General features: G+C 40.9%; 28 protein-coding genes. 4 read left to right on the top strand and 24 right to left on the bottom strand.

The features are described from left to right. Positions 1 to 45: 45 nt before the first annotated feature. Positions 46 to 1,056 (bottom strand): hypothetical protein, encoded by a 1,011-nt coding sequence (locus AC1M9A_RS07795; RefSeq protein ID WP_481591573.1) that lies wholly within the window; start codon positions 1,054 to 1,056, stop codon positions 46 to 48. 112 nt (positions 1,057 to 1,168) lie between these two features. Next, positions 1,169 to 1,414, bottom strand: coding sequence for a SlyX family protein (locus tag AC1M9A_RS07790; RefSeq protein ID WP_035266784.1), 246 nt, complete (start codon positions 1,412 to 1,414; stop codon positions 1,169 to 1,171). A gap of 34 nt (positions 1,415 to 1,448) precedes the next feature. Here AC1M9A_RS07790 and AC1M9A_RS07785 point away from each other — a divergent pair, with 34 nt between their 5' ends. Continuing rightward, positions 1,449 to 3,359, top strand: a complete 1,911-nt coding sequence (locus tag AC1M9A_RS07785; protein ID WP_481609984.1) for an ATP-binding cassette domain-containing protein — start codon at positions 1,449 to 1,451, stop codon at positions 3,357 to 3,359. Between the two features lie 58 nt (positions 3,360 to 3,417). On the opposite strand, the gene AC1M9A_RS07780 is transcribed toward AC1M9A_RS07785, so the two are convergent. From AC1M9A_RS07780 to AC1M9A_RS07760, 5 genes are all read right to left on the bottom strand, one after another. Beyond that, the gene (locus tag AC1M9A_RS07780) at positions 3,418 to 3,987 is read right to left on the bottom strand and encodes a HupE/UreJ family protein (RefSeq protein WP_035266789.1); all 570 of its coding nucleotides are present in this window, start codon (positions 3,985 to 3,987) and stop codon (positions 3,418 to 3,420) included. 17 nt (positions 3,988 to 4,004) lie between these two features. Next, positions 4,005 to 4,619, bottom strand: coding sequence for an urease accessory protein UreG (gene ureG, locus AC1M9A_RS07775; RefSeq protein ID WP_481609983.1), 615 nt, complete (start codon positions 4,617 to 4,619; stop codon positions 4,005 to 4,007). Between the two features lie 22 nt (positions 4,620 to 4,641). Then, positions 4,642 to 5,307, bottom strand: coding sequence for an urease accessory protein UreF (locus tag AC1M9A_RS07770; protein ID WP_481590387.1), 666 nt, complete (start codon positions 5,305 to 5,307; stop codon positions 4,642 to 4,644). Beyond that, positions 5,294 to 5,779 (bottom strand): urease accessory protein UreE, encoded by a 486-nt coding sequence (gene ureE / locus AC1M9A_RS07765; RefSeq protein WP_481591590.1) that lies wholly within the window; start codon positions 5,777 to 5,779, stop codon positions 5,294 to 5,296. Before ureE ends, AC1M9A_RS07770 begins: the two co-directional genes overlap by 14 nt. Before the next feature lie 170 nt (positions 5,780 to 5,949). Continuing rightward, entirely contained in the window at positions 5,950 to 6,837 is an 888-nt protein-coding gene (locus AC1M9A_RS07760) for a DMT family transporter (protein ID WP_481609982.1), read from the bottom strand. 392 nt (positions 6,838 to 7,229) lie between these two features. Here AC1M9A_RS07760 and AC1M9A_RS07755 point away from each other — a divergent pair, with 392 nt between their 5' ends. Both AC1M9A_RS07755 and AC1M9A_RS07750 read left to right on the top strand, forming a co-directional pair. Continuing rightward, positions 7,230 to 8,717, top strand: a complete 1,488-nt coding sequence (locus AC1M9A_RS07755) for a PAS domain S-box protein (RefSeq protein ID WP_481593284.1) — start codon at positions 7,230 to 7,232, stop codon at positions 8,715 to 8,717. Next, positions 8,708 to 9,355, top strand: coding sequence for a response regulator transcription factor (locus AC1M9A_RS07750; RefSeq protein ID WP_481608982.1), 648 nt, complete (start codon positions 8,708 to 8,710; stop codon positions 9,353 to 9,355). The genes AC1M9A_RS07755 and AC1M9A_RS07750 overlap by 10 nt, the downstream gene beginning before the upstream one ends. 35 nt (positions 9,356 to 9,390) lie before the next feature. Here the strand turns inward: AC1M9A_RS07750 and AC1M9A_RS07745 are convergent, their stop codons facing one another. From AC1M9A_RS07745 to AC1M9A_RS07670, 16 genes are all read right to left on the bottom strand, one after another. Further along, the gene (locus AC1M9A_RS07745; protein WP_481607785.1) at positions 9,391 to 10,383 is read right to left on the bottom strand and encodes a 2Fe-2S iron-sulfur cluster-binding protein; all 993 of its coding nucleotides are present in this window, start codon (positions 10,381 to 10,383) and stop codon (positions 9,391 to 9,393) included. 5 nt (positions 10,384 to 10,388) lie between these two features. After that, the gene (locus AC1M9A_RS07740) at positions 10,389 to 10,721 is read right to left on the bottom strand and encodes a non-heme iron oxygenase ferredoxin subunit (RefSeq protein ID WP_092766730.1); all 333 of its coding nucleotides are present in this window, start codon (positions 10,719 to 10,721) and stop codon (positions 10,389 to 10,391) included. Then, a complete protein-coding gene (locus tag AC1M9A_RS07735) occupies positions 10,718 to 11,488 on the bottom strand; it encodes an SDR family oxidoreductase (protein WP_481608983.1) in 771 nt (256 codons plus the stop codon). Before AC1M9A_RS07735 ends, AC1M9A_RS07740 begins: the two co-directional genes overlap by 4 nt. Further along, complete coding sequence (locus tag AC1M9A_RS07730) at positions 11,485 to 12,009, bottom strand: flavin reductase family protein (RefSeq protein ID WP_481608984.1); 525 nt, start codon at positions 12,007 to 12,009, stop codon at positions 11,485 to 11,487. Before AC1M9A_RS07730 ends, AC1M9A_RS07735 begins: the two co-directional genes overlap by 4 nt. Continuing rightward, positions 11,996 to 13,267 (bottom strand): styrene monooxygenase/indole monooxygenase family protein, encoded by a 1,272-nt coding sequence (locus AC1M9A_RS07725; protein ID WP_481608985.1) that lies wholly within the window; start codon positions 13,265 to 13,267, stop codon positions 11,996 to 11,998. Before AC1M9A_RS07725 ends, AC1M9A_RS07730 begins: the two co-directional genes overlap by 14 nt. 34 nt (positions 13,268 to 13,301) lie before the next feature. After that, on the bottom strand, positions 13,302 to 13,778 hold the full coding sequence (locus AC1M9A_RS07720) for a nuclear transport factor 2 family protein (protein WP_481587616.1): 477 nt from the start codon (positions 13,776 to 13,778) through the stop codon (positions 13,302 to 13,304). Positions 13,779 to 13,791: 13 nt separating this feature from the next. Then, on the bottom strand, positions 13,792 to 14,145 hold the full coding sequence (locus AC1M9A_RS07715; RefSeq protein WP_481587617.1) for a hypothetical protein: 354 nt from the start codon (positions 14,143 to 14,145) through the stop codon (positions 13,792 to 13,794). Positions 14,146 to 14,156: 11 nt separating this feature from the next. After that, on the bottom strand, positions 14,157 to 15,359 hold the full coding sequence (locus AC1M9A_RS07710; protein WP_481587618.1) for an aromatic ring-hydroxylating oxygenase subunit alpha: 1,203 nt from the start codon (positions 15,357 to 15,359) through the stop codon (positions 14,157 to 14,159). 110 nt (positions 15,360 to 15,469) lie between these two features. Next, on the bottom strand, positions 15,470 to 16,804 hold the full coding sequence (locus tag AC1M9A_RS07705; RefSeq protein ID WP_225530670.1) for an acetamidase/formamidase family protein: 1,335 nt from the start codon (positions 16,802 to 16,804) through the stop codon (positions 15,470 to 15,472). 45 nt (positions 16,805 to 16,849) lie between these two features. Then, positions 16,850 to 17,734, bottom strand: a complete 885-nt coding sequence (locus tag AC1M9A_RS07700; protein ID WP_481609981.1) for a SphA family protein — start codon at positions 17,732 to 17,734, stop codon at positions 16,850 to 16,852. A gap of 412 nt (positions 17,735 to 18,146) precedes the next feature. Beyond that, the gene (locus AC1M9A_RS07695) at positions 18,147 to 18,731 is read right to left on the bottom strand and encodes a lysozyme (protein ID WP_481609980.1); all 585 of its coding nucleotides are present in this window, start codon (positions 18,729 to 18,731) and stop codon (positions 18,147 to 18,149) included. A 167-nt stretch (positions 18,732 to 18,898) separates the two neighbouring features. After that, positions 18,899 to 20,428 carry a DUF4209 domain-containing protein gene (locus AC1M9A_RS07690; RefSeq protein ID WP_481609979.1) on the bottom strand — a complete coding sequence of 510 codons (1,530 nt, stop codon included), beginning with the start codon at positions 20,426 to 20,428 and terminating at the stop codon, positions 18,899 to 18,901. A gap of 64 nt (positions 20,429 to 20,492) precedes the next feature. Continuing rightward, positions 20,493 to 22,193 carry an urease subunit alpha gene (ureC, locus tag AC1M9A_RS07685; RefSeq protein WP_481609978.1) on the bottom strand — a complete coding sequence of 567 codons (1,701 nt, stop codon included), beginning with the start codon at positions 22,191 to 22,193 and terminating at the stop codon, positions 20,493 to 20,495. Positions 22,194 to 22,205: 12 nt separating this feature from the next. Next, positions 22,206 to 22,514, bottom strand: a complete 309-nt coding sequence (locus AC1M9A_RS07680; protein WP_481609977.1) for an urease subunit beta — start codon at positions 22,512 to 22,514, stop codon at positions 22,206 to 22,208. 22 nt (positions 22,515 to 22,536) lie between these two features. Then, entirely contained in the window at positions 22,537 to 22,839 is a 303-nt protein-coding gene (ureA, locus tag AC1M9A_RS07675; protein WP_035270654.1) for an urease subunit gamma, read from the bottom strand. Positions 22,840 to 22,935: 96 nt separating this feature from the next. Beyond that, positions 22,936 to 23,811 carry an urease accessory protein UreD gene (locus AC1M9A_RS07670; RefSeq protein WP_481609976.1) on the bottom strand — a complete coding sequence of 292 codons (876 nt, stop codon included), beginning with the start codon at positions 23,809 to 23,811 and terminating at the stop codon, positions 22,936 to 22,938. 235 nt (positions 23,812 to 24,046) lie between these two features. Between AC1M9A_RS07670 and AC1M9A_RS07665 the strand changes: the two genes are divergently transcribed. Further along, positions 24,047 to 24,982, top strand: coding sequence for an LpxL/LpxP family acyltransferase (locus tag AC1M9A_RS07665; protein ID WP_481609975.1), 936 nt, complete (start codon positions 24,047 to 24,049; stop codon positions 24,980 to 24,982). Positions 24,983 to 25,004: 22 nt separating this feature from the next. On the opposite strand, the gene AC1M9A_RS07660 is transcribed toward AC1M9A_RS07665, so the two are convergent. Beyond that, positions 25,005 to 25,466, bottom strand: a 462-nt coding sequence (locus AC1M9A_RS07660; RefSeq protein WP_481609974.1) for a hypothetical protein, incomplete at its 5' end; no start/stop codon positions are given.

The following is a 25,466-nucleotide window of genomic DNA, read 5'->3' as shown; positions in this document are numbered from 1 at the left end:
ATAAAAAAAAAGCGATAAAATCATCGCTTTTTTCCTAGGCATATTTTAGTTCAAAAACATCTCATGGCTATAAAGTACTTCATGACCATTCCAATAAATATATCCCTTATCAATCATTTCCTTAAGCAATAATCGCACATCAGATTTTGGAAATAGCTGTTCTAATAAATCACGCAGTTCATAAATATCTTTAGGCTTTCCGGATTTTAAAGCATTCAATTTTTGGATGACTTCCAGCTGGACAGGATCTATTTTTTCAAAATTTTTAAACAAATCACTCTGAATATGTTGAATGTCTTGTGACTCTTCAATTTCAGCTAAAATGTCTTTTGCTTCGATATGTAGCTTCGCCAATAACGCATCTACCTGACCAAGCTTGTGGTCTGCTACTACATCTTCATCAACATTCATATCCAATTGAGCCCACTGCTTTAATACCTTTTTACGAAAGGAAATTTGCTCACCTTCTTTTTTAACTACCTTTAAATTAATCAGCATGCCAATCAATTTAGCGCTGTGCTCGTCATTTATGCGCAACGTATTCTCGATCGAGTTTTTAAGCTTAGCTAAGGTGTTGGGCTTCCCTTCCATACGAACCACAACATCACAATACTGCTTTACTTTAAATAAATCATGATTTTGACGAATAGTTTCAACTGAAGGCACGTTGTATTTGAGTTTTGACACAGGTTGCTCTGGTTGTACCTGTATCAAATTACATTGAATGCCAGAAGCTCGCATCATGTCAGCCAACATGGTGCTACAGTCTCGTGCAGAAATCACATCAATCTCTGCGCCATGCTCAACCAATGCCAAGATTTGCCCCACAATCACAGCGTACTCAAATTCTTTTTCTTTTGCCTCAAGCATTTCTAAAATGACAATTTGACCACTACTAATCCAACTCGCAAATTCAGTCAAATCAGTGAGACTGTAATAAAAACTCCCTTTCGAATGAAATAGATAGGTCGTGGTGTAATGTTGCACAATCTCCCGAAATAACGTCGAAGTCGGCATGTTATTTTCAAGATCTATTAGGACAACTTTAGCGCTCATAGGATAAGATTCAGAATTCGGCAAGTGAAAAGACTATTACAACGACCTTCATATCAAAGGTCAAACTATTTACGCATACTTCTTAATAAATAATCAGTATTTATGTCACGTCTTAATAATGTGGCGGTTTATCCAAAATTGGATCAAATGGAGCAACACCATCGTCAGCATGAGTAGCTTCAACACGTTGATACAAAATTTGCATTTGTTTCTTTAAATCGCTGATTTCACGGCTTTGTAATGCAATTTGAATATTTAACTGATCAACTAATTCATCTAAAAATGCAATTCGGACTTGCAAATCTTCTATGGGTGCGGAAAATGACGCCTGCTCATTTAGATTTTTTTGATTCGACATTATAAGTCCTCATCAGGGGATTTCAGGAAACATTATGGCCTATATTACCTTAAGGGACGTCCAACTCGCATTTGGTGGACCGTACTTACTCGACGGCGCGAATTTTAGTTTAGAGCGCGGCGAACGAGTGTGTTTGATTGGCCGTAATGGTGAGGGTAAGTCTACTTTACTTAAACTCATTGATGGAAGTTTATTGCCTGACGCTGGTGAAGTTTCCCTGCAAAATGGTATTACCATTTCTATGCTGGCTCAAGACGTGCCAATGGACTCGGGACGTGTTGCAGATATTGTGGCAGATGGCGCAGGTGAAGCAGCTTCTGTTCTTAGAGCTTATCACGAAGCAAGCGAAGCTTGTGTACTCGGCGATATGGAAGCTTGCGATCGCATGGGTAACTTGCAACATAAAATGGATCAATTAGATGGTTGGGCACTTGAAACTAAAGTGAATTCAATCCTCAGTAAAATGGGACTTGATCCTGATGCTGATTTAGCTGATCTTTCAGGTGGTCGTAAACGTCGTGTGCTTCTTGCACGCGCACTACTCACCCAACCTGATGTTTTGTTACTCGACGAACCAACGAACCATTTAGATGTTGAAAGTATCGAGTGGTTAGAAAAATTCTTACTCGATCAAAATAATCTAACATTACTCTTCATTTCGCATGACCGTTCATTTGTAGACAGTATTGCTACACGTATTGTGGAACTGGATCGTGGCATCTTACGCAGTTATGAAGGGAACTATTCACGTTACCTCGAACTCAAAGCTGCACAGATGGAAGCAGAAGAAAAACAAAATGCGCTGTTCGATAAAAAGTTAGCAGAAGAAGAAGTTTGGATTCGTCAAGGTATTAAAGCACGTCGTACCCGTAACGAAGGTCGTGTGCGTGCCTTAAAAGCATTACGAGAAGAATCTAAAGCCCGCCGTTCGCAGCAAGGCAAAGTGAGCATGGCCACCCAAGATGCTCAACGTTCAGGCAAAGTGGTCTTCGAAATTGAAAACCTCAGTGTGCAATTTGGCGACAATCCTCCAATTATCAAAAACTTTAACGCATTGGTGCTACGCGGTGACCGTATTGGTCTAGTCGGTGACAACGGTGTCGGTAAAACCACGCTGATCAAAGCAATTTTGGGTCAACAAGAACACTCAGGTACGGTCAAAACAGGGACACAACTCGAAGTGGCTTATTTTGACCAGCTTCGTAACGTGCTCGATCTTGAAAAATCGGTAAAAGACAACGTGGCCGAAGGGTCAGACTTTGTCGATATCAATGGCGGACGTCGTCATATCTATAGCTATTTACAAGATTTCTTGTTCTCCCCTGAGCGTGCTCGTACACCTGTAAAAGCCCTTTCTGGTGGTGAACGTAACCGCATTTTATTAGCGAAATTACTGCTTAAACCATCGAACCTCATCGTGATGGATGAGCCAACCAATGACTTGGATATGGTGACGCTTGAGCTGCTTGAAGAGATGCTCAGTGATTACAAAGGAACTTTATTGTTGATCTCGCATGACCGTGCCTTTATGGACAATGTCGTGACCTCAACTTGGGTATTCGATGGCAAAGGCAATATCGATGAATATGTCGGTGGTTATCAAGACTACCTCATGCAACGTCCTGATCAAACTGTAGTCGATCAGAAATCTGCGGTGAAGAAAGCAGCTGCAAAAGCTGAAGCGGCGGCAACCCCTGCACCCGCAGTTAAAAAAGTAAAACTAAGCTATAAAGATCAACGTGCTTTAGAACAACTTCCTGCTGAAATGGAAGCTTTGGAAAAGGAACAAGCCGAGATTAATGCGCTTTTAGCTGATGGTTCTTTATTTGTGACAGATAGTGACAAAGCAACTCAACTTTCGATTCGCCTTACTGAAATTGATGAGTTACTTTTAGAGAAATTAGAGCGCTGGGAAGCGCTTGAAAGTCTTGCGAATGGTGGCTGATTACCCTGATGAATAAAAAACTCCGCGCTTGCGGAGTTTTTTATTTTGCCAAGTTTGATCACGCTAAACCAATTACTGCAACCAATGCTGCTAGTACACCTACAATCTTTTTACCTTGTGGAACAAATTTCACCATCAATGCCCCTAAACCCAGTCCAAGAGCATAAATCATTGCCATGGCAGTAATCATGCCTAAAATCTGAACGCCAACATTTCCATTCATCGCTAATTCAGCTCCGTGTGCTGAACCATGAAAAACTGATAGAAACACTGCTGCAACTGGAAAAATTCTGTTCGATTTGGTCCATAAACTTACAGCTAAGATGAACAATGAACCTACAATTCCAATTTCTGCAACGCCATTCGGAATAATTCCATGCGCACCTAGACTGAATCCAGCAACGAGCGCTGTAAGCAAGCCCCATGCCCCAATCATCTTCCAAATTTTAGACATGCTCCACATCAAAACGCCGAAACTGAGTGCCATCATCAAATGATCCAATCCTGTAAACGGATGAATGAAGCCCGTCCAAAAATTAGCGTCATGGTGATGATGGCCTGGATGTGCCATTACAAGGCTCGGAACACTTGCCAGAATGAATAGACCGAATTTATTGCATTGTTTCATCCTTTAAGCCCTCTTGTTTAAGCTTTGAATAAACCTTGTTTTTCAATAAAACTGATAATCTCGTTTAAACCATCTTCAGTTTTCATGTTTGAAAACAAGAACGGTTTATCTCCTCGCATACGCTTGGCATCTTGATCCATCACCTGCAAATTCGCTCCAACCATTGGCGCCAGATCTGTTTTATTGATAATCAGTAAGTCAGACTTGGTAATACCTGGACCGCCTTTACGTGGAATTTTTTCACCACCAGCAACATCAATCACATATAGCGTCAGATCAGACAGTTCAGGGCTAAACGTTGCTGCCAAATTATCACCACCACTTTCAATGATAATTAACTCTAGACCAGCAAACTTTTCACATAAGTCATCAATCGCTGCCAAATTGATTGAGGCATCTTCACGAATAGCCGTATGAGGGCAACCGCCAGTTTCCACCCCCACAATACGATCGGGTGACATGGCTTCATGACGAGTTAAGAAGTTGGAATCTTCTTTGGTGTAAATATCATTGGTCACCACCGCCATATTGTATTTATTACGTAATGCACGGCATAAATTTAAAGTCAGTGCTGTTTTACCAGAGCCGACTGGTCCACCAATTCCGACACGTAAAGGAGAACGTTCTGACATGATTGATTCCTTATGATAATTTTTAAGATCTAAATAAACGCGAATATTGTGTTTCATGAGACATGCTGAGCATGGCATATTGAGGTAAGGCACTGCTAAGTTGATGATCTTCTATACACATTGCATGCGTTATGGCATCTGGGACTAAGCCATGTAAATGCCACAAAATTCGTTGACCACTCATCTGACCGAGCGGCACAGTTTTGACTGCGCCAAGTACTTGGTTTTCTAAAACAGTAAATGTATACGCCGTTAAAACATCTTCGATATTCAGATCCAATCGCCCACATAACTGAGCATATACAGGTACAAATCCAAGTTGTTTTTTGACCGTAACGGGCATTTTCAATACATCTTTAATCCATGCGTTCAAGGAAAATGCCAACTGCTGCGATTCAGCCAATAACTCACGACTTTCACGACTGGCCCGATACAACTGCGCCCAATGATTAAACTGCTGTTCATCATCATGGGCCTGCATCAAACGCTTCAATACAGGTAGCTCAAAACGAACCAAAAGCATTTCCAGAACTTCTTCGAAGTACGCAATACTGGATTGCTCATCATGGATCAAACCTTGATCGATCGCACTTTCAACACCTTGCGAATAGCAATAAGCGCCTACAGGCAAAGCTGTAGACGACAAAGTTAACAGTTTGAGTAAGTGAGCTGCATTAGTGATGCGCATGAGCATGAATCGCTTTGATTGGGCTGAGACGATGATCATGTCCATGCTGAGCATAAGCACCACTTTCTGGCTCAAATGGATGATCCACTTCAGTCACCATTAAACCCAATCCTTCGACCATTTCTGCTAAGACATGATCAGGTTCAAAATATAATGCATGAGGAGTGAGCATAAGAGGGACATGACGATTCCCTAAATGATAGGCTGCTTTCAAAAGCTCAAAATCAGAAGAAGCTTGGGCACACATCAGGCGTTCGGGCAATGCGTCCACCCGCAGTAAGTCACCTGATTCAGTTGCAATAAATGATCCGCCGCGAAGAATACCTGTGCGCGGTAAATCTGCACCAATATCGCACCCTGAAACTAAAGTTGCACGAAAACGGCTCTTTTGTCGTGTATCAAAGTTGAGTTGCACAGTTTCGAAAGCTTGATCTTCTGTCACTGCTTCTATTCTTTGAGTATAGATTTTCATGCCTTTCCTATTGTCGCTTGAATACTTTGCTTTAATTTCAACTCGCGAAATGTCTTGTTCAACATCAATCCATTTACGCATCAAAATTAAGCATTATTCATGCCAACATGAAATCTATTGGTGCATCCCCTTCTTCTTATTAAAGAATATTCAATGATCTATAAAAATGTTTAAGCCCAGATCACCAAGATTGCCGCTATCACAACTAAGGCTAATCCCCAATGTTCGGCTTTCGCTAGCTTTTCTTTAAAGAAATAAGCGGAGATCAACAAACTAAATAAGATTTCAATTTGACCAAGTGTTTTCACCACTGGGACACTCATCATACTCATGGCAGTAAACCATCCGAGCGATGCCATAAAACTACATACACTGACTTTAAAGGTCAGTCCTAGACGTTGCCACATCGCCAGCAAAGTTTGACGACGGAATAAACTGAGATACAAAAGCATACTCAAACATTGTAAGCCAATCACCGACAGTAATACCCATGCAGCGCGATGAATTGTTGGCAACATTGTTAGTTCAAGACTGGCCTCTCTGACCAATAGTGAAGTGATAGCAAAACACAAACCACTTCCGATGCCAATCATCAGTGTTTTGGGTGAAAATCCAGTAAAACCATGTCCCCGACTCAACAGAAACACAGCAAAACCACCCAGTAACACCCCAAACCATGCCAACCATGACAAATGATCAGAGAGAAAAGCAACGCCAATGATTGCAGCTAAGATCGCTTCACTTTTAGCCAGTCCCACGCCAATGGCATAGTTTTTTTGCTTAAACAACTGCACCATTAACGCAGTCGCTAAAATTTGGCTAATGCCTGCGATAAAAATATAAACCCAATATTTTGTCGTAAATTGAACAGTCGCTGTTACAGGTGAGAAGTGATAAAGGCTACTCAAATAAATCAATGCAAAAGGCAAGGCGAAGATAAAGCGTGCAAGGGTGACGCCCCATACATCGACAGTGGTACTCAATTGTTTTTGAAAGGCATTGCGCCAAGCCTGCATAAAAGCAGCCATGAGGGTAAAGAGAATCCAACTGAACGCCATAAAAATATCACTTTAATGAGTAGGACTGACGGGTTTTATTCTATGCCTCATCCAGTGTAATGACTAATCAAAAAAGGATTGTATGTAGATAGCATAAAGTTTGATTTTATTCGTTAGATAAAAAGATGATATTTTTTGAGCTAACATTCCTCGTGTAACTGTCACCTAAATCAGTTGAAGTAACATGGTATCTAAATTGCATAACATTGAGATCACTGATAAATTTTTCACATGAATATTTTTATATGTTAAAAGTATGTAATTAGACCCTAAGTCTAATTGCAAGATGCTGCCCCTTAATGCAGTATTTACTTATAAAAAAAATGATTTATCAGTGACGATATTTCACCCTATACCCGATAGCCGGAAGCCATCTCAGGTAAGGACCTACAATGACCAGCTTACAATATTATCAAACTATTTTTGATAAAGCGGGCGATGCAATTTTTGTACATGATATTGGCAGTGTCCAATTTATGGATGCCAATGAAGCCGCTGTAGAACTTACTGGATATAGTAAATCTGAATTGACACAAATGAACGTTGAAAAGATCAGTGCTTTTCAACATGGTTTTGATTTGCATCATGCACTCCGAAAAGTTCAACAGGCCGCCACTACAAAAGACGAAGCAATCACATTTGAATGGTTAATAGAGTCTCAAGACCAACGTCATATCCCAGTTGAAGTATGTCTTAAAAAAGTTGAGATTGAAAATAAACCAAAGCTTCTCGCTCTAGTACGTAACATCAGCGAAATCAAAAAGTATCAATATGCTCTACAGTCTAAAGATCAATATTTCAAAATGCTGCTTGAGCATTCTGGAGATGGAATTGCTATTCTCGACTTACAAGGCAAACTACTTTATGCCAGCCCATCATTACAAGGTATTCTTGGTTATCGGGATCGCTTTGTACTCAATAAGAATGTGTTAACTGCAATTCATCCTGATGATCGTATTAAAGTCAGACAGCTTCTATTTAAGAAAACAGAACAACGTGCAGTTGGTGTGATTCATTACAAAATCTTGCACCACAATGGAAAATGGCGACACCACGAGGCAACCTATCGTAACTTATTAGATCACCCTGATATTCAGGGAGTATTGGTGAATTATCGTGATATCACTGAGCGTATTGAGGCTGAAGAAAAAGCACGTGCTCGTGAAAAGCAACTTGGTCATATGTCACGTTGCAAAACGATGGGCGAACTGGCTACAGCGCTCGCCCACGAATTAAATCAACCACTGGCTGCACTCAACAATTACGTTGGAGGTAGTATTATTCGCATTCAAAACGGTTTAGCCAACACACAAGAGACTCTTGATGCCCTCAATGCTGCTTTAAATCAAACACATCGCGTCAATGGCATTATTCACAGCATGAGAAGCTTTTTACGTAAAGGCGAAGCGAATTTCCAGATTCATTCTGTGAGTCATCTTATTCAAGAGTTACATCCTTTGATTAAGCTTAAAGCAGATCAAGGTGGATGTACCATCCATTATGAATTAAGTGTTTCGCCTATTTTTATATCAGCAGATGAAACGCTCTTTAGCCAAGTCATTATCAATCTCGTCTTCAATGCGGTCGATGCTCTACAAACTAACCCTGAGGGTGAAAGGGACATTTATATCCGCACTTGGCAACATAACCAACATGCTCGAATTGCAATTGCAGATAATGGGCCTGGACTCGAAGGGCAAAATCCAGAACAAATTTTTGAATCTTTCTATTCAAGTAAAAACAACAGCATGGGTATTGGCTTAACTCTGTCTCGAAGCATCATTGAAAACCATCATGGTTATTTATGGGTCTGTGAAGGTGAGTCCGGCGCTATTTTTAATATCTCTCTGGCAGCACAGGAGCGTACAAAATGTATTTAACCAATTCTCATGTTCCCGAGCCCATTGTGTATGTGATAGATGATGATCAAGACATTTGTAATTCACTCACATGGTTGCTCGATTCCGTGCAACTCGAAACAAAAACATTCAATAGTGCTACTGAATTCCTGAATTATCAGCGCCCGCAAACGCCTGCATGTTTGATTCTTGACATTCGTATGCGAGGAATGAGTGGCTTGCAATTACAACAACAATTGAACCAACAAAAAAACCGTATGCCGATCATTTTCATGACTGGTCACGGCGACATTCCAATGTCGGTCAATGCGATGAAAGCTGGGGCATTTGATTTTTTAGAAAAACCTTTTAATCCACAACATATGCTTAATCAAATCCAAGCCTGTCTGCAACTTGCTGAACAAGACTTTATTGAAGAAGAAAAACGTCAAGAACAGATGATTAAATTGAAATCTTTATCACCAAGAGAAAGTGAGATTATAAATTTATTGGTCGATGGACTTTCGAGTAAACATATCGCACAAATGTTGAATATCAGCCATAAAACAGTAGAAATTCACCGCACTCATATTCGTCAGAAATTAGGAACTGAATCTATCGCACAGATCGTCAATATGGTCTTGATGTGTCGTGATCGCTCAATACCGGCGATGGGTTAACCATCGCCTGAGCGGGAGAAAAATGATATCTTCGATTAAAAGAAACGATCAAAATGAATTTGTTGTTGTGGAATACCTGCTTGATGGGCCATTTGCTCAATAGATTTCACCATCGGTGGCGGACCTGCACAATAAATTTCATGCTCAAGCAACTGTTCGCCTAATACATCTTGAATCACTTCATGAATAAACCCCGAACGGATACCTTCAATGAGTTCAGAGGAGGTTGCAGGTACATAATTGAGGCGTTCCCCTAACTCTGTCCAGTCACGTAATTGATTTTCAGTAAACAAATCACGTTGCTCACGACCACCATGGAAAAACCAGACTTTTTGATGTTGCAAATGTGGGTTAACTGCAACGCCACGAGCAATCGCTAACATGGGAGCAAGTCCAGAACCACCAGCCACACAGACAATAGGGCGAGGCTTCTCTTGTAAATGCGCTAACCCATATGGACCATCAATTTGAATATCAGCCTTTTCACGTAACTGTTCATCAAATAACAAATTGGTCATTTTACCATCAGGAACACGTCGAATTTGGAAGATCCATAACCCCTCTTCATTCGGTAGGTTAGACATTGAGTACGCACGAAGTAACTGTTGATTCACCCAAATTAAAGCGTATTGTCCAGGAATAAATTGTGCTGGCTCATCTGATTGAAAATGTACTTCCAAAATATCATGTGTCACCAAATGAGCATGCTTCAATGTTACTCTTTTTTGTTTTGGAATAATTTTAGGAACACATTGTTCGTCTAAACGAAGCTTAATGACACAATCAGATTTGGGGCGACACTGACACGCCAGTAACCGACCTTTACGTTTATCACGATCGCTTAATCCAGGTGCATCTGCCCATAAATTTTCTACTTCACCTGACAGGACTTCGATTTTACACGTCCCGCAACCACCCGCATTACATTCGTAAGGAATGCCTAATCCTTCACGTAAGCCACCGCGTAGCAATACATCATTAGCTGAACAATAAAATTCGGCTTGACCGTCTATTTGGATTTTATACATCGGCATCACTCCACCAAATAAACATTATTGTCACGTACAATCGATTGATAGGTTTTCAGTGGAATCGTACAAGGTGCACCACATGGTTCACCGGTTTTGATATTAAATGCACCCGCATGAAATGGGCACTCCACTTCACAGCCATCAATCTCACCATCTGCCAATGATGCATCACCATGTGTACACGTATCATCGGTGACATAGAACTCGCCATCTTCTAAGTGAAACACTGCCAATGGAGGATAACCGTCAATAATGATTTGTAGTCCCTCACCCTGTTCCACATCAGAGGTTGAACACAAAAATTTCTCAGCAACATTGGTCATTTTAATGTTCATTGAGTTAACTCCTCTATCGGTGAATCTGTGGCTTCAGGACCTAGAATGTGATAACCACCATCGGCATGAATCACACTGCCTGTGAGTAATTTTGCTTTCGGGCTACACAACAAACTTAATGCTTGTGCGACTTCCTCTGCATCCGCAATACGCCCTAACACATGGAAACGTCCTGCCACGCGGTCCGTCTTGGTACGGTCTCCGCCAGAGATCATTTGCATTGGTACTGACCAAGTCCAACCTAATGAGAGTGCATGTACACGAATACCATCTTGCGCTAGATCAAGCGCCATGCTTTGTGTGAGTTGTTCTAAAGTTGCTTTAGACGCTGGATAGACCCAGCGTTCTTTTTGTGCAATGCGTGCACTGACACTGCTAATATTGATCACTGCACCATCAACGCTGGCCTGCAGCAAAGGTCGACATGCCTGGACCAGTGCTGCATGACCAAACACGGTCACATTAAAAGTATTTTGCCAATCTTGACGTGTTGAGGCAGATCCATGATCTTCATACAAACACGCCAAATTCACCAAAATATCTAACTGTGTTAATTTGGCACTTAATGTGCGAATACTGTCATCATTAGCGAGATCTAAAAATTCATATTGCGCTTGGGTTGCGTCTGCCACTTGCTGACCTTGCGTTTGATTAATGTCGGCAACAATGACTTGTGCACCTAAGCTTTTTAATTCTTGCACCACGGCTTGACCAATGTGCGTTGCACCACCTGTCACCAGGACCACTTTGCCATTTAAGTCTGTCATGAAACCTCCTTGTACTCAGGCCATTCATTAAATTGACCTTTGCAGAACAACAGTGGACGTTGGTTACTGTGACGACATTGCTCAATTTTTCCTAAGAAAATTTGATGATCGCCTGCTTCAATTTGTTGTTCACGTTTGCAAACAAACTGCACCACACAACCTTCTAAAATAGGTGCTTTGCAATCTTGAATAGTCCACGTGCCATGTTGGAACTTATCCGCAATCGGCTTAGCAAAGTTCAAACCTACATCTCGCTGATGTGCACCTAAAATATTGATCGCAAAGTATTCAGCATTTTCAAAAATGGATCGGCTCGGAGAATGATTGACTAAACTCCATAACACCAATGCAGGATCTAAAGACACTGAACTAAAGGAATTAATCGTCAACCCTACAGGTTGTTGATCTTGGTCTAGGCAAGTGACGATTGCCACTCCTGTCGCAAAGCCACCAAATGCCTGACGGAGCGATTTCGCTTCCGCCAGATCAACATCCTGCCAAAGTAATTCAGGCAGCTGCATGTTGAAACTCCTTTCGTGACAAGTACTCTTTTGCCCCAGCTTCACCATCTACCGCTGGCCAGAAACCACATGGATTGTTGAAATGCCCCATAAAATCATCTGCAATGGCTTGGTTTTGCGATGCTGCGCCTAACACTTGCAATAAGCTTTCACTTGGTGGGTTTAACAGCAAGTTGGTAAATTCTGTGGTATAACGACCTGAATTTTCCCAGAATTGCTCGAATACTTCTGTCATCCAATCTGCACTAAAGTCTTCATCACCTCGTGCTAAAATCGCAGCTAAATAATGCTCCACCATACGAGTTGCATTGTTTGCGCCTTGTCCTGCGATTGGATCATTTACAATGACAGTGTCTCCAATCCCCCAAATTTTTGCACCGTTATCTAAGGTTGCAACAGGATCTCGAACTTCAGGGCGGAATGCACCTTTGAGCCATGCATTTGGATCACTTAATTCCATATTATCGACCATACGGAAGCTTTGATCTGGTGTTACTTTGGCAACCGCTTCTTTCATGCGTTGGACCATTTCTTCGCCAGATGTCACATCATCGAAGATATCCATTGGACCATTCGGTACACATTCAAATAAGAAACTACGACATGGACCATGCGTGTGACTGTAGAATGGCATACTGAAGTATTCACCTGCACCTGCCACGAAGTTGAAATGTAAGGTCTGTGAGGGTTGACCTTGCCAACTATTTGGACCACACAAATCATCACCTACGACGAGTGCAGCAGCCAATTTACGTGGCGGTGTTTGATGCACTGAACGTGTTTCATTACGTTTGAATAGGCTCGTGATATTGCCCTTACCTGCCGCCAAAATCGTCAGATCATTTTCAGCAGTGATTACTTCCAAATCTTCTGGACTGACATTTTGAATGATGAGCTTGCCACCACGGCGTGGATATTCTTCTAACCAACGGTGATACTTGGTTCGCTGATCCATCGCGATACCTTTGTTCTGATGCAAGAATCCTGTAAGTGGCAATGCAATTGAACCATCTGGACCACGGAAATCTACATGAATGGCTTGACCATGATGGGCTTTACCATCCCAGAAATTCAAACCAAGTTTGCGTTCAAACTCTAATGTATTGGCGAAGAACATCGTGGTACTGACCATACGACCGTGTAACAATTCATCCGCAGGGCGATCTACATATAAAGTGACATCATATTTATTTTCGAGTAGCGAGAACGCCAGTAATAAGCCTGCTTGTCCACCACCGATAATTGCGATTTTTCTCATCTTGAATTCCCCTTAGGCCGTACTGATACAGTGCCTATATTGCTGTGTTCGGATAAGGTTGATTGAAGGTCAGATTCAGTTCGACACGATCAAATTTCCATTCACCCCATTGATTCCGACGTACTTCCGTTTTATAAAAACCACCTAAACAACAGGTTGTTGGTTGGTTTTGTTGTGTTGATGAATCTGCCAGATTACAGACTTCCCAAAGCATCCATGACGCGTTTGCATGATTTTGATCAATGACTTCAATATCTGGCATCGCCATGATATGTAAGCTCCAAAGCACTTGTGCTTCTGCAATCTCTGACAATGCATTCAAGATATTTTGGCGTCCTTGATATTCTCCAAAACCATTTGCACACCATATGGCATCCTCATGAAATACATGCTGTAAAATGGCTGAATTGTTGCGCTGATCAGCCGCTGTTGCATAACGACCGATCAGGCTACGAATCGCCTCGCAGGTCTCCAGATAGTGCAAACGCTGTTCTAGATTGTGCTGGCTCATCTTCGAGATCCTTTTAAACGTTAACTACATCACCAGTTTCATAAACGAAACGCTTTTCTTCAAAGGCGTATGGCACACCTACTGAACCTTTATAAAGTTCAATATGTGGAGCAACTTCGGCAAAACTCAGGCTTAACCAGTACAACTTGTGCAGCTCTTCAGGCAAGGTACCTAAAGCGTATTGGTCAAGTGCTGCAAGGAGCTTGCGCATTTCAGGCAAAATAGCATCGTAAAAAGCTTGCAATTCAGCTGTAGTCGAATTTAAGCGTGCTGCATGACGTTGTTTCGATGTCCCTAAAGCCCATTTCGCGACATAAGGTTCTAAGCTTGAAAAGTCAGCTGGCAATTGTGAAATGATGTTTGACATGTGCATTCTCCTTATGCGCGATTCAGGTATTGTTCAAGAACGTGGTAACCGTGACGAATCAGGATTTCTTCGTCTTGTAGATGCATCACTTTTTTCGCTCGAGACTCAAGTGCTTCTTGGGTATCTTCCATGGTGGCAGTATCTTCTAACCACGCATTACGTTGTAATACTTGTGCAAACTCTTGCGCCCAACGCTCTGAATAGGTTTTCGCTTTAGGCAGGTAATAGCGACCCTCCCAACGGGTTTGGTTATGACCGACCGGCCAGAACTGATGGGTGAACCATACACCTTCAGTCACATGCACCAAGATATTCGGGAAAATGACAGATAATTCAAACGAGAAGTCATCACGATCATTTGGATTGACTGATTTAGGTAGCTGAACACGTTCATAGTGATTCACCAATGATGCGCCAGTGATCTCACCTGACAATGCAGCCGCTGGTTTTGGATTGGCGTTTTTGGTTAAGCACACAGCGCAAGTACGATGATCACCAAACAATTGCACTTCTTGTAAACCTGATGCGAATACATTCGGGAAAGAGCCTGCATGAATGGTCGCCACGTGATACGCTTCAGCAAATGCGTCATGAGCGACTTTCCAGTTACAGTTCAGAACTGTGTTATAGGCAAAGCATTCTTCCATTTCATGGAATGGATAACCGCCTAAATGCTGTCCCATACCACCTAAGAATTCTTCTACCGATTGAGTGCCATCATTATCCAAATTGATGAAAATAAAACCTTCCCAAACTTGGGTACGAATAGGTGCAAGACCGTTATGACCTTTATCAAAACAAGAAGTGAATTTTTCTTCTTCAGGTACGCTGACCAAATCACCTTTAGCATCGTAAACCCAACCGTGGAAACGACACGTCACGACTGCGGCTTTGTTTGAACCAAAGGTTTCATTGCCGGTTTCCACCACAACTTTATTGCCACGGTGTGAACAAATATTATGAAATCCACGAATTTCACCATCTTTACCGTGCATTAAAATGACTGAGGTTTTAGCAAAATCTAAGCGTTTAACTTTGTAGTCGCCTTTCTTTGGTATTTCTTCTACACGCCCCACTTTCAGCCAAACTTTTGAGAAAACTTTTTCAATTTCCTCTTGATAGATCTCTGGCGAAATACATGGTTCGGTTGGAATCGGCTCAATACCAAGTTCTGGATATAAATCGCCCCAACGGAGTTTTGCATTACTGTTCATATGACATTCCTGTTCAAGTTCTCGTTTCTAAGTTTTAAGTTCAGTAAATTTCATGCTTATTTGCGAACAGCGTTTGAATCATCTGAATCAACCGCCGTTCACGTGATGAATTAAAGTTGGTAATGTTCGCGAACTAAGTTTGCGATCCCCAATTTTTCTAAAATTGGCATTGGGCATAAGAAGGTTGCACGTACCATTCCTGGTAAACGGCTGATTTCGATAGAGCCTGTGATGGTGCAACGGTTCATGACCTCATCCACACTTAAACCTGTGACTTTTGCCGCTCGATTTAAAGCATTGTCCGTTGCATCATTGAGGTTCTTACCTGTTCCCATAAATGTGATTGGACCACTTTCCTCAATCTCAGTTTGTCCCCAACGCGCACCTAATGCTTTCACTTTTTCACGCTCTTCCTTGGTAAATGGACGTGCCATTGGTGGTAAGTCATCTGGTGCTTGAAGTAAAATTGGGCCGTCAATTGTTAAACCTTTAATCACTTCCACTTGTAATTCTGTTTCGCCTGAAACGTCCGTGGCATGCCCTGCAATTTCACCATTGCCTTGTTGCGCATGCATATCTCCCATGTAGACACCTGCACCTGGTACTTTCACAGGACAAATCAAAATACAGCCTGGACGAATCGAATTGGTATCCATGTGACCGTCTGTTTTGGCTGCGATAAGTTCTTCTTCAGTCATTCCGAATTTATGCGGTGCATCAATCAAATACTGACCAAAGTCGTGGCAGTTGTGAGAGTCTGGTAAGTCACGTGAAGGTGTCGTACCAATATTTCCGAGGAATGGACGCATATGCGCAGCAACCCCAGGCATATCAGCACGTGCAAGCGACAAGATTGAATGTTGCGCTGCATGTTCAGGCAGTGCAGAAAGCTCATTGGCATTGCCTGCTAACTTGTTGGCAATCTCTTGATTGACCGTCAAGCTCACTTTGTTTTCTTCATCCAACACAATCACATAACCATGTGAAAAGCGAAAAGCACTGACTTCTGCCCCACAGTTTTTACAGTGAATCGCATCTTCACCAATTCCTTCTACATAACTTGCCGGTTGCTCTGTACCACATGCTTCACAGTATTTCGCAACAAACGGATCGCCTTTATAACGCCCTTCAACAAATTGCATCACACCCGATGAGGTTGCTGTAGAAGTGACATGCATATCCTTAATCTTTAAAGCGACAGCATCACCTACCTCTGCACCTTCAATAAAGACAGGGAGTGTCACTTCATGACCACCTTGGAATGCAGGTGTAATCATTGGACCCCAACAGCCAGGCGGTGTGCCTGTTTTTAACGTTCCACCATTTTTTAAAGGTCCCAGCATACGTTGGCTTGGTCCCACAATACCGCCTGAAAACTCATTCACCACTAAATAATCGACAGCTCCAGCACTGCCTGCTGCATATTCTTGATTCTCAATTTTCATGGCCTTACCTCTATATGCTTGCTCTAATGTTTAGGTAACAATGTTTTAAAATGGGATGGTGATATCAATTGCGAACTTCTGACCTTCTGGTCGGTTTTCAACATCAAATTCTTTTTGATATTTCGCTGCGATTGCATACCCTTTAGGGAATTGATAGCGAACTTGCGGACCTATGCTGGCTGCTTTAGCTTTAAAATCACCTAAAACAGCACCTTCACCTGAGTCACCTTCAAGCTGACGATGTACGTAACCACCAACACCAACCGCCAAAGGTCCCATGTGTTTCGCAACTAAGTAATCGACATGCAAAGCGTTGCCCGATTCATATTTGGTATCCTTATTCTCGAAATTGATGTCGTACATCCACTTTGTACTGACTTCGATACCTTGTTTATTTAAGTATGTGGTCGAGATAATCGGTTGAATGGTGTAATAATTACGCCCAATATTTGCGAGTCTATTTTTGTTGTAAGAGCCAATTGGAATATAAAAGTCGACACCTGTCGCCACATGCCAATCCCCTTTATGCCAACCCAATAAGAATGGATCGATAATGAGATCACCCATTGCCATGTGATCATCTTGACGACCACCTAATGTAAGATCAGCATGGGCATATACAAGGAATGCATGCATGCCCCATGTCGCGCCTAAAAATGTTTTGTCACTGACATAGACACCACGAGCAACTGTGGCAAAAGTATCAATTTTAAAATCATCAAATACTGGATGATCATTTTTAAATTTATCTGCGTTGTAGTATTGGTTATAACTGACGAGATACATCCCAGGTGGCGGCATTGCTCCACCAAAAAAACTCTCTGTCCCATCTGGATAAGCACTTCCGCCATTTTCAGCGGCAAGCGCTAAACTTGCGCTACTGAAAAGACATGTAGTCAATGCCACAGAAGTTAGATATTTCCTTACCATTACCGCATCCCCCTCGTTGCTAAATTCCTTGCTGGCGATGTTCTAAATCGTCTAGCGCATGTCTTAATCTAGTCTTGAAAGGAGGCAGGGAAATATAAGGATGAATCTAGGGTGTTTTAGGGATTAATCTGCTTAAGCTAACGGATTTTTCTAGGTGGAATAGTGATTTTGGCAATTTGTGATAAGTAATAAACTTAAAGCCAATAAGGGAAAACCCCTATTTATTGATCTAAAATAAGATCGAAATGACATATTTTGAAACATCTAAACTCATTATTTTTCTTTAATTCTGAGAAGAAGAGCATTCATTATTTGCTCAAAGTCACATTTTTAAACATGTCTATTTATGCGGGTAGAAGTTGTATTGGTATTCAGTTCGATATAGATGATGAGATCATGTTTTCTGTAGGATTTATTTTAGAAAATATGCTTTCTCAATTGCCCGACGATTGACCAACCCTTGTACCGTCTGACCGCCTGCTTTAATCCAGACATCAAACTGCTGACTTGCTCCCACGTAATCACCCTGATTGAGTAATTTGAGTAAGGTTGAATTTTTAAAAGCACCTGCACCAATGTTGTAGGTCAATGACACCAATGCATCAAACTGGTTTTGTGTCAGGGGTACGTTGACGGATGAACTTACGGCTTTTTCAAAGCGTGCTAGGTCATGATGCATATAGCGTTTAGCTTGTTCAACTGAACATCGGTCATGGATCTGCACAGGCTGTCCATGTGGATAAACCGTCGTGCCATAACCAATGGTGCAGACTCCTGCTTGGTCATAATAGGCTTCTAGCTTTAAGCCTTCAAAGTGACTAATGAGATCAATCCCTGCGGGGCTGAGTCGAGTGATTTTATCTGAGGCAAAACCGTAGTTTTGATGTGATGAATCATGATCAACTGCGACGCCAATGTTGGAGTTTGATTTTTTCTGTTTGGTCTTTTTAAACTCTTTGGAGAAGGAATTTAAAAAATTAGTCCAAAATGAGCTCATTTAGAGTTCCTGTAAGACTTTAGATAACGTACTTCTGATCATATCCGTACTTTGAACTAAAATTATATAGTTTTAGCCAATCGTTAATTTTTTAATTTCGTATATTCAAAATTTGTCTCAAGACAATCTGTCACTTCATGCTTCAAAAGTAAATATTTTTATTTCAATTATGAGTTTTCTTGGTGCATTTCTTTAAAGTCTAAACAGCTAATAAAAATCACAACCATAAGTAATATATCCGCATAGTATCCATTAAATTCAGATGGTTTCATCAAACCATGAGCTAGTTTATTTCTCAAATTAAATCCTGCTCGGTTATCTAAAATCATGCTCAATACTAATAACTCTGATCGAGTTAAGTATCTTTGGACTTTTTTACTTCTGAAAAAAGCACCTATTTCCCGAAAATCAAATCCACCATTTTTATTTTGCTTTATATCTGCTTCTCCAACATCTCTCAATAAAATTCTTAACTTAGCTTCAATCAAAGGTATAATAGAACTAATAAACAGGAAATAATTTTCATCCAAATATTGAGAAATACTTTCAAAAATCAAACTATCCATATGATTATCAAATATTTTTATATTATTTAATACATATGAAAAATCCTTTCTTTCCTTTAACAGAGGTAAATATATCTCATGTACAAATAAACAATATATTTCAATTATTTGTTTACAGTGTCGAATATTTAGTTCTTCTATACCTGTCCCAAGACTAGATATTTTTAAATATTCTGTATCAAATAACGCTAAATGAAAAATTTCACTCAATCCTTGACTGGCTAAACTATCTTGATACGTATAACAGTTGATGAATCTATGAGCTGTTTGAATAAAAATATCTAAAGTAGAATCAAATGAACTGTATTCATTTCTAATTTCATTTACATGAGCTGAAGATAAGCCATAAGGTATTCCCTGCCCCTTAAATTGTTCTTTAATACTTGAAGCGAGCTTTCTGATTTCTAAGAGAATTATATTCTTATTTTCATGTTTATCTAATGAGTAATTAATCCAAACCAGTAAATTTTCTAATACCTGATGATAGTTCCAAACATATTCTTTACCCTCTTTAGACATAACATCATTAAATGCCGCATCTATAATCTCTTTAATAAATAAATTATCTTGCTTCTTCTCAAAAAATTGAAAAACCGAATCAAATAAATCCGAATAGTCAAAATATATATGTATATTATTTAATATATAACTCTTAAGTTTTGAACGCTCAACCTGATTAAATTGATCTAAAAGACCTAGCCTTATAAGACTCAGAACTGATTTTATTTTAAATAAGTTATGCTCTATCATTCTACTAAGAAGGGCTTTATCTATTGAAACAAATACCTCCTGTAATCTTGATATCAATTTTCGCTCGCAATCAACTAAAAATCCTTGCTTATGAAAACAGTAGTTATTCATTATTAGGTAGTCAAAAATACCCTTAATATTTTGAATTTTTCTATAGTCAGATTTTAATTTCCAATATTCTGCCAATGTAACGAGACAATGGATTTTATAAATGATAGAGCTTGAACTATTATATCTATTCCAAACTAAAATTAATTCTGATTCATCTAAGTGAGCCACATTAGCTAAAATTTTAGCGTCTAAATCTTCAGGTATTTGTCTGTATGTATGTGCAGAACAGACTTTCCAATATTCACTCGTACCAAACTGTAAGTTATCCATGTTCTATCCGTATTATTTTTCTATAAAACTATAAAAAACAAAGCCCTTTCACAAGGGCTTATTCTTAAAACAAAAAATACCTTTGCGCCATCGGTAATACTTCCGCAGGCTCACAAGTCAGCAACTTCCCATCCGCTCGCACTTCATAAATTTCAGGATCAACCTCCATCACAGGACAGTAGTTATTCAGTTTCATATCTTTCTTCTGAATATCACGTGTGCCTTTACATGGACTGATCAACTTTTTCAGCCCGAGCTTTTCATGCACGCCTGCCTCCATCGCGACTTGGGATAAAAAGGTGATACAGGTGTTATGCACACCGCGCGCATTAGCACCAAACATCGGACGATAATGCACTGGCTGTGGTGTTGGAATCGAAGCGTTAATGTCTCCCATCGGCGCAGCCGCAATCATCCCGCCTTTAATAATCATCGACGGTTTTACCCCAAAAAATGCAGGCTTCCACAGTACCAAGTCAGCAAGTTTACCTACTTCCACCGAACCAATTTCATGGCTTAAACCATGCGTAATTGCAGGGTTAATTGTATATTTAGCGATATAACGTTTTACACGATTATTATCATGTGTCGCATTGTCACCCTCTAAAGGTCCACGCTGCACTTTCATTTTATGCGCGGTTTGCCACGTACGAATCACCACTTCACCGACACGCCCCATCGCTTGCGAGTCTGATGACATCATGGCAATGGCACCTAAGTCCTGCAAAATATCTTCTGCAGCAATGGTTTCACGGCGAATACGACTTTCTGCAAATGCCACATCTTCAGAAATTGCAGGGTCTAAATGGTGACAAACCATCAGCATATCCAAATGCTCATCAATGGTATTGATAGTATAAGGACGAGTTGGATTGGTGGAAGATGGCAACACATTCGGCTGACCAATGGCTTTTAAAATATCAGGGGCATGTCCACCGCCTGCGCCTTCGGTATGGTAGGTGTGAATGGTACGATTTTTAAATGCAGCCAAAGTTTCTTCCAAGAAACCGCTTTCATTTAACGTGTCAGTATGAATGGCCACCTGTACATCAAACTCATCGGCAACACTCAGGCAATTATCAATCGCTGCAGGGGTTGAACCCCAGTCTTCATGTAGCTTTAAACCCACCACACCTGCTCGAATTTGCTCACGAATCGGCTCAGGCTGACTCAAATTGCCTTTACCAAGTAAACCAATATTCATGGGTAAATCATCTATGGCTTGAAGCATCGTCCCGATATGCCAAGGCCCCGGTGTCACTGTAGTTGCCGATGTCCCTGCTGCAGGTCCTGTCCCACCACCAATCATGGTGGTCACACCAGACATCAGTGCCGTTTCAACTTGCTGCGGGCAAATCCAATGAATATGCGTATCGACACCGCCTGCGGTGAGAATTTGCCCTTCTCCTGCGATCACTTCCGTCGCTGCACCAAGTGGAATGGTGATATCGGGCTGAATATCGGGATTGCCTGCTTTCCCAATTTTCCAAATACGACCGTTCTTTAGCCCCACGTCAGCTTTAACTATGCCCCACCAATCGACAATCAGCGCATTGGTAATCACGGTATCGGCAACGTCTTCAGCCAACAGTTGTGACTGCCCCATGCCATCACGAATCACTTTACCACCGCCAAACTTCACTTCCTCACCATAGGTAGTGAGGTCTTGCTCAACTTCAATAAACAGCTCAGTATCCGCGAGACGAACTCGATCACCTACCGTTGGACCAAACATTTCCGCATAAGCACGGCGTGACATTTTCATTATTATTTTCCCTTAATCCAACTTACCCATAACACGACCCGCAAAGCCATACACCTCACGCTTACCTGCGAGTGCAACAAGTTCAATATCTCGACTCTGTCCTGGCTCAAAACGCACCGCTGTACCTGCAGCAATATTCAGTCGATATCCTCGTGCTAACTCACGATCAAACTTCAACGCATCATTCGCTTCAGCAAAGTGATAATGTGACCCAACCTGAATCGGTCGATCCCCTGCATTTGCTACCGTCATTTTGAGCGTTGCCCGTCCGACATTCATTTCAATGTCTGTATTGGACGTAATGATTTCACCTGGAATCATATTTAATTTTTCCTCTCAGACATCACACAATCGGTTGATGTACAGTGACCAGTTTTGAACCATCAGGAAATGTCGCTTCCACTTGGACCTCTGCGATCATTTCAGCCACGCCTTCCATTACTTCATCCCGTTTTAGCAATGTTGTTCCAAAATGCATGAGGTCACTCACACTCATTCCATCACGTGCACCTTCTAATAGTGCGGCAGAAATATAAGCCACTGCTTCTGGATAATTCAGCTTTAATCCACGGGCCTTGCGTCTTTCCGCTACAAGCCCCGCAGTAAAAATCAGCATTTTGTCTTTTTCTGTAGGTGTTAGTTCCATAATGCTTTCCTCACTATCTTTAAATATTGATGCAAGATGTGTGCTCAAATGTTTGTGTTAAAACAACTTAACTATGTTGCTATGACAAGAATAAATTTATGTGCGCCAAATTCTTGGGAACTCTTCATCAAGATCAAACCAATAACGACGAAGCTTTGCACGAATTGCAGCAAATGCATCATGACACTCACGTACATCATCTCCGAGATAACGTGCGGTTACGACGTAATCGAGTAACGTCAATGTGACGTTAATACTCATACGCATGATTAATTCACGAATTTGATCAATATATTGATCAAGATAGAAATTTGACCGGTATTGTTCTGGAGGCACTGCCCAAAAACTGGCCATCACTGCATGACCGTTCATCCCTAAACAGGACTTTAACCAACGATCATTGCCTTTAAAATTTAAACAGTCTGCAACCAATATTTTCTGATTTTGATAAAGCTGAAATTTATTTTGGTAAGCACCCTGCGAGAAGGTTTCATGTCGTGCTTGCCGTCCAATCACCAACATATCCCAACCGATAAAACTGGCAGCAGCGTCCAAATGTACGATCGTTTCTGAATTTGCATTCGCACCATTAAAGAGCATCGTCTCTTGAGGAAGCCATTCGAAAATCGCCTCATCTTGGACATGAATATGAATATGTTGAAATGCTTGTTTAAGATTGGTTTTGTACCACTTCCCTGCGCCAGGTGTGGTAACCAAAGCATGCGAATCCTGATCTATTTTCATTTCAAAGGTGAGATGATCTCCACCAGCAATTCCAGCAGGTGGATGAACAATAATGGCGTGACATACTCCTGTTTTTTCAGGCCACAGCATCTTTTGCACGCGAACAGGTCCAAAGTGCTTACGATGCGCCAAAATTGTGCGATTTGAATCTTTGGTAAAACCTAACTCTAATTTAGCAAACCAATACTGTGCATTTTTGACTGGCTCATTGAACAATACTTGATTCATTCACGGTCATCTTCGTATTCATATCATTTTCAGTAAATGTTCTGCAAAAATTGCACCAAGTTTGCTCAAGCTAATTTTGGTTAAAGGTTCTTAGGCACTTAATGTTGATATTGATGAGTAATTCATGTGAAAAATCTAAGAACGTTTTTCTAAAGAATCCGATTGTTGCCTTCGCCGAAAAAAAACAGTTCGTGCTAATATAGTGAATTACCTTAAATTGTTATCAAGTTTGAATATGAGTAAACAGAAAAACTACCAACCGGGAGAGTTCCAGTGGTCTTTCTTAATGCCAAAATATTGGGGCATTTGGATTGGTATTATATTTCTGATGCTCCTTGCGATATTACCTTGGGCAATTCAGCATCGTTTAGCGTATCTGATGGGAAATGTAGCTTTCAAATACTTGCGTTCACGTCGTGAAACAACTTTAAGAAATTTAGAAGTCTGCTTTCCTGAATGGATGCCCGAACTCCGTTATGAAAATGCTCGCCAAGTCTTTATTGATCAAATGGTCGGTGTTTTTGAAACACTGAATGCTTGGTACTGTCCCAAATGGTTTAAAGATCGTGTAACGATTGAAGGTTTAGAACATATTCAACAAGCACAAGCAGAAGGGCGTGGGGCTTTACTACTCGGTACACACTCTACCCTACTCGATGCAGGTGGATATGTCTGTGCCCAGTATTTTGATCCAGATGTCGTGTATCGTCCGCAAAATAATCCATTGCTAGATATGCTGATTTACCGTTGTCGTGCCACGATTTATACCCATCAAATCGACCATGATGATATGCGTGGATTAATACGTCATTTAAAAGAAGGACGACCTATTTGGTATAGTCCCGACCAAGATTTTGGTCTTAAACAAGGCGTTATGGCACCCTTTTTTGGTGTACCCGCAGCCACTGTAACTGCACATCGCCGTATATTAAAAATGACCAAAGCTGCCGCGATTCCACTTTACTTCTACCGTAAAGGTGATATTACAAATCCGAAATATCATATTTTGATTGAACCTGCGTTAGACAATATGCCAAGTGAAGATGAAATTGCAGACGCGACACGAACAAATTTGATTATTGAAAATCAACTTCGTTTAGCACCAACCCAATATATGTGGTTCCACCGTAGATTTAAAACACGTCCGGAAGGTTTTGAAAAAATTTATTAAAAAAAGCGGCTGAGCCGCTTTTTTATTGTGTTTCTAATACATCTGAATTTTTATCAGTATCAGGCTTTTTCGCCTCTACCATCTTATAGCGGTTGATACGACCTAACTCATCTTTTAAAGTCATATGCTGCATGTCCAAGACATTTAATATCAGCTTTTCTGAAGTTTTATTTTGATTCTGATCTGTCCAGTTTACATTGAACTCCGTACCTAAACGAGTCCATTGATTTGCATGAATTTCACCGACAGCAACAGGGGTTATAAATTTTGGTACTTTTCCGTTGAGATCAATTTGAATCTCTTTTAAATCCACCCTTGGACATTGCTCAGCAAAACATTGATAGGCTGTTGGTTCAGGCGTTACTTTTTGAGCAAAAGACTGTGCTTTAGCTTCTTTAGCTTCTTTAGCTTCTTTAGCTTCTTTAGCTTCTTTAGCTTCTTTAGCTTCTTTAGCTTCTTTAGCTTCTTTAGCTTCTTTAGCTTC

Source organism: Acinetobacter sp. ANC_7634 (assembly GCF_056779875.1).
The sequence above is the reverse complement of the archived record's forward strand: the minus strand, read 5'-3'. Positions and strand labels throughout refer to the sequence as shown.

Coding starts and splice junctions, on each gene's coding strand:
- AC1M9A_RS07780 (WP_035266789.1), bottom strand. CDS start 3,987: ATGAAACAATGCAATAAATTCGGTCTATTCATTCTGGCAAGTGTTCCG.
- AC1M9A_RS07680 (WP_481609977.1), bottom strand. CDS start 22,514: ATGATTCCAGGTGAAATCATTACGTCCAATACAGACATTGAAATGAAT.
- AC1M9A_RS07740 (WP_092766730.1), bottom strand. CDS start 10,721: ATGAACATTAAAATGACCAATGTTGCTGAGAAATTTTTGTGTTCAACC.
- AC1M9A_RS07720 (WP_481587616.1), bottom strand. CDS start 13,778: ATGAGCCAGCACAATCTAGAACAGCGTTTGCACTATCTGGAGACCTGC.
- AC1M9A_RS07665 (WP_481609975.1), top strand. CDS start 24,047: ATGAGTAAACAGAAAAACTACCAACCGGGAGAGTTCCAGTGGTCTTTC.
- AC1M9A_RS07710 (WP_481587618.1), bottom strand. CDS start 15,359: ATGAACAGTAATGCAAAACTCCGTTGGGGCGATTTATATCCAGAACTT.
- ureE (WP_481591590.1), bottom strand. CDS start 5,779: ATGAAAATCTATACTCAAAGAATAGAAGCAGTGACAGAAGATCAAGCT.
- AC1M9A_RS07700 (WP_481609981.1), bottom strand. CDS start 17,734: ATGGTAAGGAAATATCTAACTTCTGTGGCATTGACTACATGTCTTTTC.
- AC1M9A_RS07795 (WP_481591573.1), bottom strand. CDS start 1,056: ATGAGCGCTAAAGTTGTCCTAATAGATCTTGAAAATAACATGCCGACT.
- AC1M9A_RS07770 (WP_481590387.1), bottom strand. CDS start 5,307: ATGCGCATCACTAATGCAGCTCACTTACTCAAACTGTTAACTTTGTCG.
- AC1M9A_RS07670 (WP_481609976.1), bottom strand. CDS start 23,811: ATGAATCAAGTATTGTTCAATGAGCCAGTCAAAAATGCACAGTATTGG.
- AC1M9A_RS07695 (WP_481609980.1), bottom strand. CDS start 18,731: ATGAGCTCATTTTGGACTAATTTTTTAAATTCCTTCTCCAAAGAGTTT.
- AC1M9A_RS07750 (WP_481608982.1), top strand. CDS start 8,708: ATGTATTTAACCAATTCTCATGTTCCCGAGCCCATTGTGTATGTGATA.
- AC1M9A_RS07715 (WP_481587617.1), bottom strand. CDS start 14,145: ATGTCAAACATCATTTCACAATTGCCAGCTGACTTTTCAAGCTTAGAA.
- AC1M9A_RS07785 (WP_481609984.1), top strand. CDS start 1,449: ATGGCCTATATTACCTTAAGGGACGTCCAACTCGCATTTGGTGGACCG.
- AC1M9A_RS07760 (WP_481609982.1), bottom strand. CDS start 6,837: ATGGCGTTCAGTTGGATTCTCTTTACCCTCATGGCTGCTTTTATGCAG.
- AC1M9A_RS07725 (WP_481608985.1), bottom strand. CDS start 13,267: ATGAGAAAAATCGCAATTATCGGTGGTGGACAAGCAGGCTTATTACTG.
- ureC (WP_481609978.1), bottom strand. CDS start 22,193: ATGAAAATGTCACGCCGTGCTTATGCGGAAATGTTTGGTCCAACGGTA.
- AC1M9A_RS07705 (WP_225530670.1), bottom strand. CDS start 16,804: ATGAAAATTGAGAATCAAGAATATGCAGCAGGCAGTGCTGGAGCTGTC.
- ureG (WP_481609983.1), bottom strand. CDS start 4,619: ATGTCAGAACGTTCTCCTTTACGTGTCGGAATTGGTGGACCAGTCGGC.
- AC1M9A_RS07730 (WP_481608984.1), bottom strand. CDS start 12,009: ATGCAGCTGCCTGAATTACTTTGGCAGGATGTTGATCTGGCGGAAGCG.
- AC1M9A_RS07690 (WP_481609979.1), bottom strand. CDS start 20,428: ATGGATAACTTACAGTTTGGTACGAGTGAATATTGGAAAGTCTGTTCT.
- AC1M9A_RS07755 (WP_481593284.1), top strand. CDS start 7,230: ATGACCAGCTTACAATATTATCAAACTATTTTTGATAAAGCGGGCGAT.
- ureA (WP_035270654.1), bottom strand. CDS start 22,839: ATGGAACTAACACCTACAGAAAAAGACAAAATGCTGATTTTTACTGCG.
- AC1M9A_RS07735 (WP_481608983.1), bottom strand. CDS start 11,488: ATGACAGACTTAAATGGCAAAGTGGTCCTGGTGACAGGTGGTGCAACG.
- AC1M9A_RS07745 (WP_481607785.1), bottom strand. CDS start 10,383: ATGTATAAAATCCAAATAGACGGTCAAGCCGAATTTTATTGTTCAGCT.
- AC1M9A_RS07790 (WP_035266784.1), bottom strand. CDS start 1,414: ATGTCGAATCAAAAAAATCTAAATGAGCAGGCGTCATTTTCCGCACCC.